General features: G+C 70.6%; 9 protein-coding genes. 3 read left to right on the forward strand and 6 right to left on the reverse strand.

The genetic code is table 11. The features are described 5' to 3' along the window. Nucleotides 1-122 precede the first annotated feature (122 nt). Together ACFWN1_RS25140 and ACFWN1_RS25145 are read right to left on the reverse strand one after the other, a co-directional pair. Nucleotides 123-4,322, reverse strand: coding sequence for a S8 family serine peptidase (locus ACFWN1_RS25140; RefSeq protein ID WP_384366135.1), 4,200 nt, complete (start codon nt 4,320-4,322; stop codon nt 123-125). A gap of 515 nt (nt 4,323-4,837) precedes the next feature. Then, entirely contained in the window at nt 4,838-7,666 is a 2,829-nt protein-coding gene (locus ACFWN1_RS25145) for a BTAD domain-containing putative transcriptional regulator (RefSeq protein ID WP_384366138.1), read from the reverse strand. A gap of 320 nt (nt 7,667-7,986) precedes the next feature. Here ACFWN1_RS25145 and ACFWN1_RS25150 point away from each other — a divergent pair, with 320 nt between their 5' ends. The 3 genes from ACFWN1_RS25150 (at nt 7,987) to ACFWN1_RS25160 (ending at nt 11,082) form a co-directional block, all read left to right on the forward strand. Then, complete coding sequence (locus ACFWN1_RS25150; protein WP_384366141.1) at nt 7,987-8,562, forward strand: TetR/AcrR family transcriptional regulator; 576 nt, start codon at nt 7,987-7,989, stop codon at nt 8,560-8,562. Between the two features lie 94 nt (nt 8,563-8,656). After that, a complete protein-coding gene (locus ACFWN1_RS25155; RefSeq protein ID WP_384366144.1) occupies nt 8,657-9,451 on the forward strand; it encodes an oxidoreductase in 795 nt (264 codons plus the stop codon). Nucleotides 9,452-10,467: 1,016 nt separating this feature from the next. Beyond that, nucleotides 10,468-11,082, forward strand: a complete 615-nt coding sequence (locus ACFWN1_RS25160; protein WP_384366147.1) for a sigma-70 family RNA polymerase sigma factor — start codon at nt 10,468-10,470, stop codon at nt 11,080-11,082. On the opposite strand, the gene ACFWN1_RS25165 is transcribed toward ACFWN1_RS25160, so the two are convergent. The 4 genes from ACFWN1_RS25165 to ACFWN1_RS25180 all read right to left on the reverse strand — a co-directional run bounded on the left by ACFWN1_RS25165 (nt 11,029) and on the right by ACFWN1_RS25180 (nt 14,051). Further along, entirely contained in the window at nt 11,029-11,682 is a 654-nt protein-coding gene (locus ACFWN1_RS25165) for a response regulator transcription factor (RefSeq protein ID WP_384366150.1), read from the reverse strand. The genes ACFWN1_RS25160 and ACFWN1_RS25165 overlap by 54 nt on opposite strands. 239 nt (nt 11,683-11,921) lie before the next feature. Continuing rightward, nucleotides 11,922-12,716: an SDR family NAD(P)-dependent oxidoreductase gene (locus ACFWN1_RS25170; RefSeq protein WP_384366154.1), complete on the reverse strand. Its 795-nt coding sequence runs from the start codon at nt 12,714-12,716 to the stop codon at nt 11,922-11,924. 491 nt (nt 12,717-13,207) lie between these two features. Then, on the reverse strand, nt 13,208-13,333 hold the full coding sequence (locus ACFWN1_RS25175) for a hypothetical protein (RefSeq protein ID WP_384366157.1): 126 nt from the start codon (nt 13,331-13,333) through the stop codon (nt 13,208-13,210). A gap of 259 nt (nt 13,334-13,592) precedes the next feature. Further along, nucleotides 13,593-14,051: a hypothetical protein gene (locus ACFWN1_RS25180; protein WP_384366160.1), complete on the reverse strand. Its 459-nt coding sequence runs from the start codon at nt 14,049-14,051 to the stop codon at nt 13,593-13,595. Between the last annotated feature and the right edge of the window lie 109 nt (nt 14,052-14,160).

A 14,160-nucleotide genomic window follows, 5' to 3' on the forward strand; every position in this document is an offset into this window, starting at 1 on the left:
GGACGAACAGTGACGGGGCCGGTCCGACCGGGCGCCGTCAGGGACGAGCAAGGGCCCGACCCGGCTGTCGGCCGGGTCGGGCCCCGATCAGCGGCCAGGACGGACGCGGCCTGCGTGTCTCGTCACCCGGTCCGCACCGTGCCCTGGTGCCGCAGGTCCAGACGGTGCACCCCGCCGTTGACGGTCCCGACGTACAACGCCCTGCCGGCCGGATCGGCGGCGAGGCTGGTGACGTCGGTGCACTCCAGCCCACGCGAGATGTTGTCCCAGGTGACTCCGCCGTCCGTGCTGCGCAGCACGCCCCGGCCGTTCTTCAGCAGCCCGCTGGAGGAGTAGCGGCCGGAGGCGGCGTACAGCGTCCGGCCCACTCGCTGGAGATCCATGACACGGGTGGGAAGCCCGCCGGTGTCGGCGGTACGGAAGGTGCGGCCCGCGTCGGTGCTGAGCCGGATGCCGTTGCCGCCGACAAGCAGACGCCTGCCGTCGAGTTCGATCGCCGAGACCAGGCCGTCGGCCACCTTGGTGACCGTGGCGCCCCCGTCGTCGGAGCGGAACAGTCCGTCGGGACCGCCCAGCCACAGACGGCCGGACTTCGCCGGGTCGGCTGCCAGGGCTCTGTAGCCGAGGCTCTGGTAGAGCACGCGCCACGACGCGCCACCGTCGTCGGTGGTGTAGAGGCCGGCCTTGTCGAATTGGGAGAAGGAGACGTAGACCCGGTCGGCGTCCGCGGGGTCGGCCAGCAGGGCCAGCGGGGAGCCGGAGTAGGTCCCCCGCTCCTGCCAGGTACGGCCGCCGTCGTCGCTCCGCTCGACGTGGAACTTGCCTATGACGGAGGAATTGACCACCTTCCAGGCGACCCTGGAACCCTTCCCGCCCGAAGTCACCTGGGTGACGACGCTGTCGAAGGCACCCGGCGCGTCGGAAGGACCCCACTCGGGGGACGACACGGGCAACGCGGTGTGGAAGATGCCCGTCTTGGTCGCGGCCAGCAGATTGCCTCCGCCCACCGCCAGGGCGTTGACGGACGCTCCCTGGACCCCGATGCGGTGGGAGCCGCTGCCGTCCGCCGCACTGCGGTAGAGGCCGTCGCCGTCGGACGAGACCGTGATGGAGCCGTCGGGCCAGTGGTCGTAGTCGTCCAGCACCGTCTTTCGTGTGGGGAGCGGGAAGTCCGTCCAGGTTTTGCCGTGGTCGTGGCTGGTGTAGGCGGCGTTGTCACTGCCCGCGCTGATGAGGAGGTCACCGTGATCGGCGTTGACGCCGTTGCCCGTGTAGGGAAGCTTGAGGGTCAGGTCCCAGGTGGCTCCCCGGTCGGAGGAGACCACCACTCCCCGGTCGACGACGTACGCGGCGACGGTGCCCGCGTCGGCGACGACGTTCCCTATCAGCGTGCCCTGGTAGAGCTTGCGCGGGGGACCGAGGAGGCCCGAGGTCATGCCGGAGCGCACCCACACAGCGTCGGCGGTGGACAGGTACAGGTCGTCACCGTCGACCGCGGCGGATGACACGAAGTCGCCGATGTCGGTGGACGACCGCTGCCACGAGGCGCCGCCGTCCGTGCTGACCTGCCAGCCGTGTTCGGACACCGCGACCAGCGTCCGCGTCGTGGCATCCGCCACGAACGCCTGGAGCAGGCCGGTGGTGGTGTCCAGCAGTCGCCAGCTCAGTCCCTGGTCGTCCGTCCGCAGTATCCACGTCCGGTTCAGGAGCGAGTCGTCGACGGCGTACCACCAGCGGTTCGGGTCGTGGGCGTCGACGATCATCCTGCCATGGCCGTCGACGGAGGCGACCGGCAGCCGGCCCCGCTCGCTCCAGGTCCTGCCGTTGTCGGCGGTGAACCACACGGCGGCCTTGCCGACCTGCACCAGCACCGCCTGACCGGGCCGGCCGGGGATCTGGGTCAGCCTCCCCGACTCGCTGCTGGGGCCCACGGGCCGCCAGCGTCCGGCGCCCGGCGCGGGCGCGGTGACCTCGAACGAGTCGGTCCCGACCAGGACCTGTCCGTCGGCCGTCGTCGCTCGCGTCTCGACGCGGTGGACACCCGCGTCGGACACCTTCAGCGCGCGGCTGTACCAGTGGTCGTGGTCGAAGACAGCGGTGTACGTGTGAGACGTCCCGTGCGGCGAGGTGACCGTCACCGTCGGCGGCGCCTTGAGGTCCGTCGGGCTGTCGACGTACACGACGGTGTGCCCTTCGCTCGGATCGGGAGAGGCCTGCGTGTTCAGGTGAAGGACCGGCAGGAGGTACGGCACGGAGATCTGGGGACCGCGCTCCGGCTTCACCACCACGGCTCCGTCCAGTTCGGTGTCCGCGGCGGGCCGGGCCGCCGTCAGGGTCACCGTCACCTGCCTCGTCCCCCGCGCCGGGAGGGCGACACGGGCCGGGCTGACCCGCGCGGGCCCGGTGGCGGTCAGCGATGCCCTCAGGCTGCGGTTCCCGGTGTTGGTGAGCCTCACTGTCGTGGTGGCACGCACCGTGGTCCGCGACAGATCCGCCAGGCCGAAGGAGACGGTCGCGGGCGAGGTCGTCAGCTCACTGCGAGCGGCGGCCGCGACGTCGAGACGGCCGGAGCCCTGCGTCGTCACCGGCAGGTCACCCAGATGACGGGCGGTTCCGACGAGCTCGGACCTGATCTGTCCGGGGGACTGCCGAGGGTGCAGCTGCCGCAGGAGCGCGGCCGCGCCCGCCACGTGCGGTGCCGCCATCGACGTACCGGACATCCGGTACTGGCCCGGCTTCCACAGCGCGCTGGGGACGGTGGAACGGATCTCCACGCCCGGTGCCACGACATCGGGCTTGAGGCCGAAGCGGGGCGTGGGACCACGTGAGGAGAACGAGGCGATCTGGTCGGTGGCGTCCGTGCCCCGCAGCGTCAGCCTCAACCGGCCCTTGGCCAGCCACTGTCGCAGGGTGGCGTACTGGAACTCGTCCGTGCCGAGCGTCACCAGCGAGTCCATGCGCAGGGAGTCACCGGACTCCAGTACGGACGCGGCGCTGGGCGAGACGGATGCCACGCCCGGCTCGGACGGGACGGCCTGCGGGGAGTCGCCTCCACCGGGGCCGCCGATCAGCGCGACCGCGCCACGCTTTTCCGCCTCCCGGCTCAGCGAGAGTTGATCAGCCGTCAACTCACCTGTCCTTGACGGGACATACGTCGAGGTGAGGACCATCCTGCCATGTACGTCCCCTGCGCGCCGCCAGTCGTCCGGGCCGCCCGCGCCGATGTCCACCACGGCGGCGGTGACCGGCTTCTTCGGCGGATTGGCCGAGAGGGCGCCACGGTAGGACTGGAGCAATTGTGGCTCGGCGCCGCTGGTGTAGAGGCTCGGCATCGACAGATCGGTGGTCGACGCGCCGACTGCGATGACCCCGTCCGCGGCGGCCGGGCTGTTGACCGTCCAGCCGTTCGGGCCGTCGTTGCCCGCCGCGGCCACGACGACCGCGCCGGCACGGACGGCGGCCTTCGCGGCCTGGCTCAGCGGGTCCGTTCCGTCGCCCGGCGCCCCGAGGCTCATGTTGATCACGTCGGCGCGGTTCGGATTGGCGGGATCGGTGGCCGCCTCGATTCCGGCGATGATGTCGGAGGTGAATCCAGACCCGCTGTCGTCGACGACCTTGTAGGCGGTCAGGGTGGCGCCGGGCGCGATGCCGGTGATGCCGCCCGGCTCGGCGGCGCGGGCAGCGGCGATGCCTGCGACGTGGGTGCCGTGGCCGTTGTCGTCCATGGGATCGACGTCGTTGTTGACGAAGTCGTGCCCGGCGACGACCTTGTGGCCAGGTCCGAAGCCGCCGCCGAGGTCGGGGTGCGTGTAGTCGATGCCGGAATCTATGACGGCGATGGTGACGCCGGTGCCGTCCGCCGCGCCGCTCGGTGTCTTCTGTCCCCACGCCCCGGGTGCGCCGACGAACGGGACACTGTCGCCGCTCTGCGTACGCACCACCGTGTCCGGCACGACGGAGGCGACCGCGGGAAGATCGGACAGTCGCTTCACCTCACTCGCCGGGACGCTCATGGCGACGGCGTCCGTGAGGAGTTGGAGGCGGCGGATGACGCGAGGATGCACGCCGGCGTCCGTGGCCGTCCGCAGGAACTGCTTCTGCTCGGCGGCTATCTCTTGGCGCCGTTCGCCGATCGCGGCCGTGTCGGAAGGGGTCAGCCGGCCACGGGAGGCCGCCGCCGAAGCAGCCGCCAACTGCACGATGACCCGTTGTTCGGGATCGTGCGAGGACGCTGAGGCCTCGGTGGGCACAGCGCTGAGGAGTCCGCTCGCGACGGTGAGGGCGACACCGAGGCCGAGTGAACTTCTGAGGGAAGATCGCATAGGTGCAGGTGATACCTGACACCGGCCTGTCCCGGCAATCGTCCGAGAGCCCCTGAGGCAGGTCTCGGCACATAGGGGCGGAGTTCGCACCGGGAGGTCCAGAAAGACGCCGCCATCCTTGCCTGGTGAAGACGCGTCATGTACGGCACGCCCCGTTGTTGCTCGCACGGGCGATCACAGCCGCGGCAGACGGCCGGGAGGGTGTGCGGGATCGCCGGAGGACGGGACAGCCGGTGCGCCGGCCGGACCGGAGGTGGCGGTTCACGGCCGACGGGCACGACGCCTGTCGTGCCGCCCGCTTCGGCGGAGTTCCTCACCGGGGAACCGACACGTGCCGGAATCACAGGCATCCGCCGCAGCCGGAAGCTGACGGATTCCTGAAGCGGGACGCACCGGGCGGACGGTCGGTCCCGCAGGCCTGCCGTGCAGCGTCCGTCGGCCGGACCCGTCCGTGCGGGGCAGGCACTGCGTCACAGTGCCCCCGCAGGGTGCACGGAGCCGCCCCGCCGGAGGCCTCAGCCGATTTCGAGGAGCCTCGCGCGGACGCCCTCGGCGGAGGGGTGACCGATGTGCTCCAGGATGTCCAGGGCCTGCCGCAGTGTCCGGCCCGCGCTGTCCTTCCGGCCCAGGGCCAGGTGGGTGTCGGCGATGTGGACGAGGGTGTCGGCCTCAAGGTAGGAGTCCCGGATCCGGCGGTACAGCTCCAGCGCGTGCCGGAAGCTGTCGAGGGCCCGCTCGTGGTGGCCCAGTTGGTGCCGGGTGACGCCCAGGCTGTCCCACGCGGCGGCCTCGCCGTTGGGGTCGCCGGTCTGCCGGTGGATCGCGAGTGAACGGCTGCACTCGTCGATCGCCTTGTCGTACTCACCCATCAGCAGATACGTCCAGCCCACCTCGTTGTGCACACTGGCCTCGCCGTTGAGGTGCCCGGCCGAGCGGTACAGCCGCAGGGCCAGCCAGTAGTGGTCGAGAGCGTCGGCGTGCCGGCCGTGCCGGTTCGCCACGAACGCCCCGTAGCGGTGGACGCGGGCTTGTCCGCGGGTGTCGCCGAGTTCCTCGGACAAGTGCAGTGCCCGCTCCAGGTGTTCGTCCGCGCCCTCCCACTGTTCGAGCCGGCTGAGGGCGAAGCCGAGAGCCCGGTGGCCGTGCGCCTGGCCCAGCAGGTCGCCGCCGCGCTGCGCCGCGGTGATGGCGGTGGTCTGCACCGTCCGCTGCTGCTGCCAGCGCCCGTTGCGGTCCAGGTAGAGCTCGAGGACCGCGGCCAGTTGCCAGCTGAAGGTTCCGTCACCGCGGCGGCCGTCCCGTTCCACGGCGGCCAGCAGCACCGGCCGTTCGCGGTCGAACCAGTCGGCCGCGGCCCGCTGGTCGGGGAACCGTTCGGGCAGGGTGTGGACCGCATGGCGGCGCGGGGTGATGCGTTCGCGGTGCGGTGCGAGGACGGTCTCCGCGGCGTGGGCGCTGTGCAGGTAGTGATCGAGCACGCGGGTGGTCGCCGCGGCCGCCTCGTCGTCGGTGTCGATTTCCTCGACGAGTTCTGCGGCGTAGGCGCGCAGCAAGCTGTGGAAGGAGAACCGTCCTGGCTCGTTCTCGAACAGCTGGTGGGCTCTGACCAGTTCGGTCAGATGGGCCCGCGTCTGCCGGGGGCGGGTGGCGGTCAGGCTGGCCGCGGCGGCCACCGAGCAGTCGGGGCCGGGATGCAGGGCCAGCAGGCGGAAGAGCCGGGCTGCCTCCGGTGTGAGGGCCTGGTACGACCAGGAGAAGACGCAGCGTGCGTCGGCGAGCGGCGGCTCCCCGGTGAAGGCGTCGAGGCTGCCGTGGCTCGCCCGCAGCTCCTCGGCGATGGCGGCCAGCGGGTAGCCCGGGTTGAGTGCCGCTCGGGCACTCACGATCGCCAGTGCCAGCGGAAGCCGCTCACAGAGACTGATGATCTCCGCGACCGCCTGCTCCTCGCGCTCGACCCGCTGGGCGCCGAGCCGGCGGCCGAGCAGTGCGCGGGCCTCGCTCTCGTCGAGCGGACTCAGGGTGACCGAATCGGCGCCCTCGACGGCCATGAGTCCCTGGAGCTGGTGGCGGCTGGTGACGACGGCCAGGCAGCCGTGTGGGACAGGCAGCAGCGGGCGCACCTGCTCGGAGTCTCGGGCGTTGTCAAGCACGATGAGGACGCGCCGCCCGGCCAGGAGCCCCCGGTACGTCGCGGCCTGCGCGTGCAGTTCCGCGGGGATGTCACCCACGGGCACGCCGAAGGCGTCCAGCAGGGCGCGCAGCGCCTCCGCCGCGCTCATCGTCGCCCCGCTCAGGTGGAAGCCGCGCAGATCGACGTAGACCTGCCCGTCCGGGAAACGGGGAGCGAGACGGTTGGCCCAGTGCACGGCCAGGGTGGTCTTGCCGACGCCGGCCATGCCGCTGAGCACGACCGTGTGCGCGGGCTCGCCGGGACCGGGCACCAGGCTGTCGAGACGCTCCAGCTCGGCGCCCCGGCCGGTGAAGGCGCCCAGCTCCCGGGGAAGTTGCGCGGGACACACCCGGTCCGCGGCGGCGGCCGGGGCGGGGCGCGAGGTGTTCGTCGCGAGCGCGGCCGGCTGTGGCCGATACGACTGCTCCAGGGCACCGCGCTGTGCCTCGCGCAGTTCGGGACCGGGTTCCAGGCCGATCTCCTCGGCGATGCGCGCCCGGACGACCTGGTACGTCTCCAGCGCCTCGGCCTGGCGGCCCGCGGCGGCGAGAACCTCGATGAGCCGGGCCTGGAGCGCCTCGTCGAAGGGATGGTGGGACGCGGCCTGGCGCAGGGTGACCAGGACGCGTTCGGTGAGCGCGGCGCCTGCCGGGGGGACGTACGCGGCGGCGGCCTTCACGGCCACGACGTGCTCGTCGTCGATGGCCGTGAAGACCGGCAGGGCGCGCACCTCGGGGAAAGTGCCGGACGCGGCAGGGCCGCGCCACAGGTCGAGTGCCTCGACGAGCAGTTCCACAGCCTTGATCTGGTCGCCCTGCTGCGCACAGCGGTGCGCGTCCTCGCGCAGGGCGCGGAACCGCAGCAGGTCCAGTTCGTCCCCGGAGACGTTCAGGCCGTAGCCGCCCGAGGCGCGGACCAGACGGCTGGAGGCGGTTCCGGAGCGCAGACCGGGTTCGAGGAGCCTGCGCAGCGCGGCGACATGGCGGTGGACCACGTTGACTGCGGTGGCCGGGGGGTCCTCGCGCCACAGCGAGTCCACGATCCCGTGCAGGGGCACCGGTTGACCGGCATGGGCCAGCAGCAGCGCCAGCAGGGCCCGCTGCTTGGGAGGGCCCAGTTCGAGGTCGCTGGTCGCCTGCCAGACCCGGACGGGGCCGAGAATCTGAAAACGCATGTCCGGTCGATTCTATTTTCGGAGTGGCTGATCGATCCGGATCGGCTTCCCGCGGCGGTCCAGGCCCGTTGCTCCCCGGGCCACCGGGCCGGCACCGCGAGCCTCGCAGCGACGACCGCGGCCCGGCAAGCGTGTTCAGCCGATCGTGCCCTCACGGACTGCGCGTATGACCCGTCAGGCAGTCTTGTGCCCGTCGCACCGGATACCGCACAGCCGTGGCCGGACAGCGCTGAAGCACGTCCTCACCCGCTGAGACGGCGCCGGTGAGCGAGACCGACGATATTGATTGACTATTCCATAAAGGGCGCTACTCTGACGCCATGGCTCGCACCAGGGAGTTCGACATCGACCAGGCGGTGGACCGCGCCATGGACCTGTTCTGGCGCCGCGGCTATGCCGAGACGTCCCTGCAGGACCTGTTGAAGGAGCTGTCGATAGGCAGCGGCAGCTTCTACGCGGCTTTCGGCTCGAAGGAGCAGCTCTACCTCCGCTCCCTGGAACGCTACGTCTCCATGCAGCACGCCGATCTGGAGAAGATCCTCGACGGGGCGCCGGAGATCCGGCCGACCGTCCGCAGACTGCTCACCTCACTGGTCGAGATGGACCTGGCCGACCCCACGCGCGGCTGCCTCGTGGTCAACAGCGCCACGCGGTGCGGTGACCTGCCCGCGGCCGGGGACCACGTCAACTCGGCCATCAGGCACGTCGAGTCGATCATCGCCGGCGCCCTGGAGCAGGCGCAGGCGCGGAGTGAGATCTCGCCCGAGAAGGATCCGCGAGAGCTGGCCCGGTTCCTGACCACGTTCATCCAGGGGATACGGATCGTGGGCCAGGCGAAGGTGGGCAGGGAGTTCGTCGAGGACGCCCTCACCACGGCGATGCGCGCACTGGACTGACCGCCACCGGACCGCTCACCGCCTGCCACCATGCCCCCGTCCCCGGTGCGCCCTACCCTGATTTCGTATCGACCGCTCCAAAAAAGGGACCGCCATGGAACTGCACCTCAAGGGCAAGGTCGCCGTCGTCACCGGAGCCAGCAAGGGGATCGGCCTGGCCGTGGTCGAGAGACTCGCCGGGCAGGGCGTCAAGGTCGTGGCCGGCAGTCGTACTTCCACGCCCGAACTGGACGCCCTGGCAGCCGGACACGATGTCACCTTCGTACCGGTCGACCTGTCCACCGCGTCAGGGGCCGAGTTGCTGGTCCAGCAGGCCGTGGAGCGCTACGGACGCATCGACGTCCTCGTCAACAACGTCGGCGCGGCCGAGCCCCGGGAGTCGTTCCTCGACGTCAGCGACGCCGACTGGCAGCGGATCTTCGATCTCACGTTCTTCAGCGCCGTACGCACCAGCCGCGCGGCCCTCCCCCACCTGATCGCGGCGGGCGGCGCGGCGATCGTGAACATCAGCTCGATCAACGCCCGGCTGCCCTTCCCCATGGTGGTCGACTACTCGGCGGCCAAGGCCGCGCTGACCAACCTCAACAAATCCCTGTCCGAGGAGTTCGCGCCGCAGGGCGTCCGGGTCAACGCCATCGCCCCCGGCCCGGTCCGCACCCCCTTCTGGACCGCGCCGGGCGGCTTCGCCGACGCCACCGCCGCGAGCGCCGGCGTCACCGCCGAGAAAGCGATCGACGTGGTCGTACCGCAGAGCATGGGGATCACCACCGGCCGGATCACCGAGGCGCACGAGGTCGCCGACCTCACCCTTTTCCTCGTCTCCCCTGTCGCCGCCAACATCACGGGAACGGAGACCGTCGTCGACGGCGGCCAGATCAAGACGCTCTGACATCCGGCACCCGCGCATACCGGCACAACCGCGCCCGGCATGCGAGGTCCCGCGCACCGGTCCCCGCGGACCACGGGCCGGGGTCCGCGACGCACGCGGAGCACATGACAGCACCGAGTTGCCGGACGCCGTCACCCCACCCGCCACGACCGCACAGCACCGCACCTCAGAAGGAAGCGCCCGCGCCCCCGCCCGCATCATGGGGCGGCACGCCGTCGATGACGGTGGGCTCCGGCACGTCCATGCCGGAGCTGGAACCGTGGTGGTCATGATTCACCGGACGGGAGCAATCGCCCTCGCAGGCGGTCACGCCCACAAGGTCCCGGCGGTCGACGACGCCGCGGCCTGGGCCGTACACATCGACGACCTGACCGCACGTCCGACAGCACGGCCGCCGTCACACCCGCCAGCACGGACCCCGTCCGCACCACCGTCGGGACCACCACCAGGGCCCGACACACCGGGACCGACGCACTGGGCCCGACCGGCCCGGACACCCGCCCCGGCACAGCCCGCCTACGCGTGAGGCAGCCACCACAACCGGTGCCACCCTGGTGCCGGTGGGTCGGCGACGGGCTCGCGGAACACGACTGAACCCTGCCGCGACGCGGGACCGTGTATCACCCGAAGGCGTGCGGACGACGGGGTGAGCCGGACCAGGAGCACCGGCCCGGCGCGCCCCTCGTCTCCTCGGCATGCGCGTGGTCAGAATCTCGTCAGTTTTCCGGCGGTGGTGGCTGCCTACGATCACCGAACGCGTCGCTTCCGACAGGAACTTCGCCCTAGCAGGCACGAAATACGTCGTGCCCGTCGGCAACGAACCCAGAGCGCGGTTCGGCCGGCGCACCGCCTCTGCCCCGTCCTTCGGCGGTCCCGCACGCGCCCGGCCGTCATGCGGCCGGCGTCGGCCGTGCGAGCGGCTCCGTAGGGCAGGACCTGGCCTCATTGGGATTGACATGACTTGCGCAGTTGCTCCGGCCGAGCCTTCGGGAGCACGTTGCGAGCACCTTCTGCAGGTGCTGGTGGACGACCACACCAAGCCACTGCTCGCCTACGTCGAGCGCATGCTTCGCGACCGTCACATGGCGGAGGACATCGTGCAGGAGACCCTGATACGCGCCTGGCGCCACTCGGAACGGCTGTGCACCCACGAAGGCTCGATACGGGGCTGGCTGCTCACCGTGGCCCGCAACCTGGCCATCGACCGGGTCCGCAGCGCCTGCTTCCGTCATGAGTCCCCGGGCGCGGAGCATCAGGGCCTGCTCCAGAGCGACCATGCTGACACGGTGCTGGCCTCGGTCGACGCCGCGGTCCTGCTGCGGCAGCTCTCGCGGGAGCATCAGGAGGTCCTGGTCCACACTTACCTGAACGACAAGACCGTGCAGGAGACCGCGAGGATTCTCGGGGTCCCGGCGGGCACCGTCAAATCCCGGCAGCACTACGCACTGCGGCAACTCCGTCGTCGGATTCACACCGGAGCCGCCGCCGGACCGTGCGGCGGCTCGACCGGGCCTGGACGTCGCGCCCCGGGTTCCGCCGAGCCCGGTTCGGCGCCGGTGAACCGATGGCCGGGCCCGTCAGAGCAGGCCCTGGCGCAGCGCGTAGGCGACGGCGTGGACCCTGTTGCGTAGACCGTGCCGCGCGATCACCTCATGGATGACGTATTTGACAGTTCGCTCCGAGTAGTGCAGAGCGGCGGCGATCTCCGTGGTGCTCAAGCCCGCGGCCAGTTGCCGTAGTATCGCGAGCTCCCTGGCGGTGAAGGACGACGACTCGTCCTCGGTGCCGACGCTCCGGCCGTCGCCCTGCCGGGTACGGATCTGTTCCAGCAGTGAACCGAGCAGCGACTGCGGCAGCGACGCGGCGCCGCGGGCCACCGCGCACAGCATCTCGGTGATGTCCGCCAGGGTGGTCCTCTCGCGGGACATGAAGGCCACGAGTCCCAGCTTGACCACCCGGACGAGTTGCTGGGCGGTCGGTTTGCCGGCCACCAGGACGAGCCGAGGTGCCGCCGCGGGGTCATCCGGGTAGTAGCGCCTCAGCGCCGTGAACGTCTTCTCCTCCAGCTCGGCCGTGATGACCAGCAGAACGTCCGGACTTTCCTCAGCGCCGACCGGCAGCACGTGCACGCGGTGGTCAGCGGCGATATGTGCTTCCACGCCCTGCCCAGTCAGCCTGTCTTCTGCCAGGACGGTCACCCGCATGGGTAGCGGCGGTCCAGAGTCGCTCACCTGGCGTCCTTTCGGGGTTCCGATGTTGCTCGCATGGCGCGAGACCGTGGATGCGTCGCTCGGCCGAGGTGCCTGTGACCGACTGACGGTTCGTCACCGACTGACACCGTTCGGCTCGTTGTGCGCGATCGGGCGCGGCCGGGTCCCGTTCCTCCCTTCACCGCCGTCTCGCCCGGCAGTCGCTCGGCCGTGTGGCCGTCACGGCATCCGGGCGGGATGCACGGGTGCCCGGGGAGGGGTCAGAGGGTCTTGATCTGTCCGCCGTCGATGACGATCTCGGCTCCGGTGATGTTGCCCGCCAGCGAGGAGGCCAGGAAGAGGGTGAGGTCGGCGACCTCGTGCGCCTCGGTGATCCGGCCGGAAGCGATGCCCATGCTCTGCGGCACGACCACGTCGAGCGCTTCCTGGGCGGTGGTGCCGGCGGCCGCGGCGGTGGCGTCGGCGAAGCCGCCCGGCGCGGTCCAGAAGGGGGTGCGGACCGGGCCCGGGGAGACGGCGTTGACCCGCACGCCCTGCGGGGCGAACTCCTCGGACAGCGTTTTGTTCAGGTTGGTCAGCGCCGCCTTGGCCGCCGAGTAGTCCACGACCATCGGGAAGGGCAGCCGGGCGTTGATGGAGCTGATGTTGACGATCGACGCTCCTTCGGCGGCGAGCAGATGCGGCAGGGCCGCGCGGGTGGTGCGGACGGCACTGAAGAAGGTCAGTCCGAAGACCTTCTGCCAGTCCTCGTCGGTCACCTTGAGGAACGACTCGCGCGGATCGGCAGCGCCGACGTTGTTGACCAGGATGTCGATCCGGCCTTGCCGCTCCACGGCGGTACGCACCAGGGTCTCCGGGCCCTCCGCGGTGGACAGGTCGACGGACACCACGGTCACGTCGTGCGCGACGGCCAGGGCGTCCAGTTCGGGGCTGGAGTTGCGGCTGCCCGCCACGACCTTGGCGCCTTCGCGTATCAGGCCCTCGACGACGGCCAGGCCGATGCCCTTGCTGGCTCCGGTGACGACGGCGACCTTGCCCTTGAGGTGCAGTTCCATGACAGTCCCTTTCTGGATTGATCAATACATAATTACGGCACACACCCCCGGGAGGCTCCGGCAGCCGTGCGCCGACACCCTTCCCGGGCCGCATATGACCTGTTGAGAGGCGCCCGCCCCGACCGCCGTACCGCCCGATCGGACTCTCCGGCGCCCCTCGCCAGGACAACATTAGCCGAGATTGTTTAACGTTCAATCCATAACCGAAGTGGCCTCGGTCACCAGCCGCGATCGTCCGGCGCTGCTGGTCGGTCACCCTTTGGCCTTTTGCATTTAGTTGTCTTGGGGGGCGGGCCGAGACGGTAAGGCCGTCGGAGTCGTCAGCTTGCCAGCGGGTTCGGTCAGGATGGCCGGCCTGGCAATGACCCGTACGGAGGACTCTTCGACACGCGGCAGGCGATTCGCTGAGCGGCTTTCCCGTCCGGGGGCGCCGAGTCGACGGCATGCGCTCGCCGCGTCCGGCTCTGGTCATCGGGGTGCGGCCTGCCGGATCAGGTCTTGGAGGTCTTGGCGACGGTTGATCCACGGGCGTCGTCCCTCTCCGGCCCGCTTGAGGTCGCAGCCAGGACGGCTTTGACGCGGTCGGCGAAGTCGGTCCCGGGCAGGGGGAGTTCCATGTCGGGTTCGCACTCGCTCCGTGTGAGCGACGCAGGCCAACGGCTCTATGGACGAGCTGACCTACGCCGTCCGAAGGGGTAGGACGCCGCGCAGGACAGTCCGGTGACTGGCGCGCTGCACGGGGCGAGGACCACGGAGGACGCAGTGCCGCGGGAAGACCTCCTCGAAGGTCTCCACGTCCACGGCACTGCGTCCTCCTAGGCGCTGTCCTCCTAGGCGCTGCTCATGGCAGAGCCACGGCACCGACGACCCCGCTCGTCACTTCCCGCCGACGCCCTTCTCCCCGATGTGGAAGATCTTGTGGCTGTCGCGGGTCATGTCGACGACCAGCGTGGTCGGGCGCGACATGCCCCAGGTCAGGGTGATCACGGCCTCCGTGTGGTCGGTGGTGCCGTTGTCGGTGACCTTCCAGGCGAGCGGCACGTTCTGGGCGCGCAGGACGCCGTCAGCCTGGTTCTTCTCCTCCCAGTTCGCCAGTTCCTTCTGGAAGCCGGCGCTGAGGTAGTGGTCGCGCAGGGCCGCTCCGAGATCGCCCCGATCCTCGTCGAGCACCGCGTCGATGTAGGCACCGTAGAAGTTGGCGATGCGGGTGATGTTGTCGGAGGTCTTGCCGCTGACGCTGCGCGGGGTCCCCGCGGAGGCCGGGACGGTGGCGCCGAGGCCGAGGGCCGCGACGAGGACGCCGGCGGCGAGGGTGATACGGGTCCTGCTGTTCATCTCTGCTCCCAGTTTTCGAGGTGTGCTATTAGTCGGATGGTCAGCTGATCTGATCGTCGTGCTGTGCCGTGGTCGTCGGTGCCGGGCCGCCCTCCCGACCCCCGTGACG

The organism is Streptomyces sp. NPDC058459 (genome assembly GCF_042721685.1).
GTDB lineage: Bacteria > Actinomycetota > Actinomycetes > Streptomycetales > Streptomycetaceae > Streptomyces.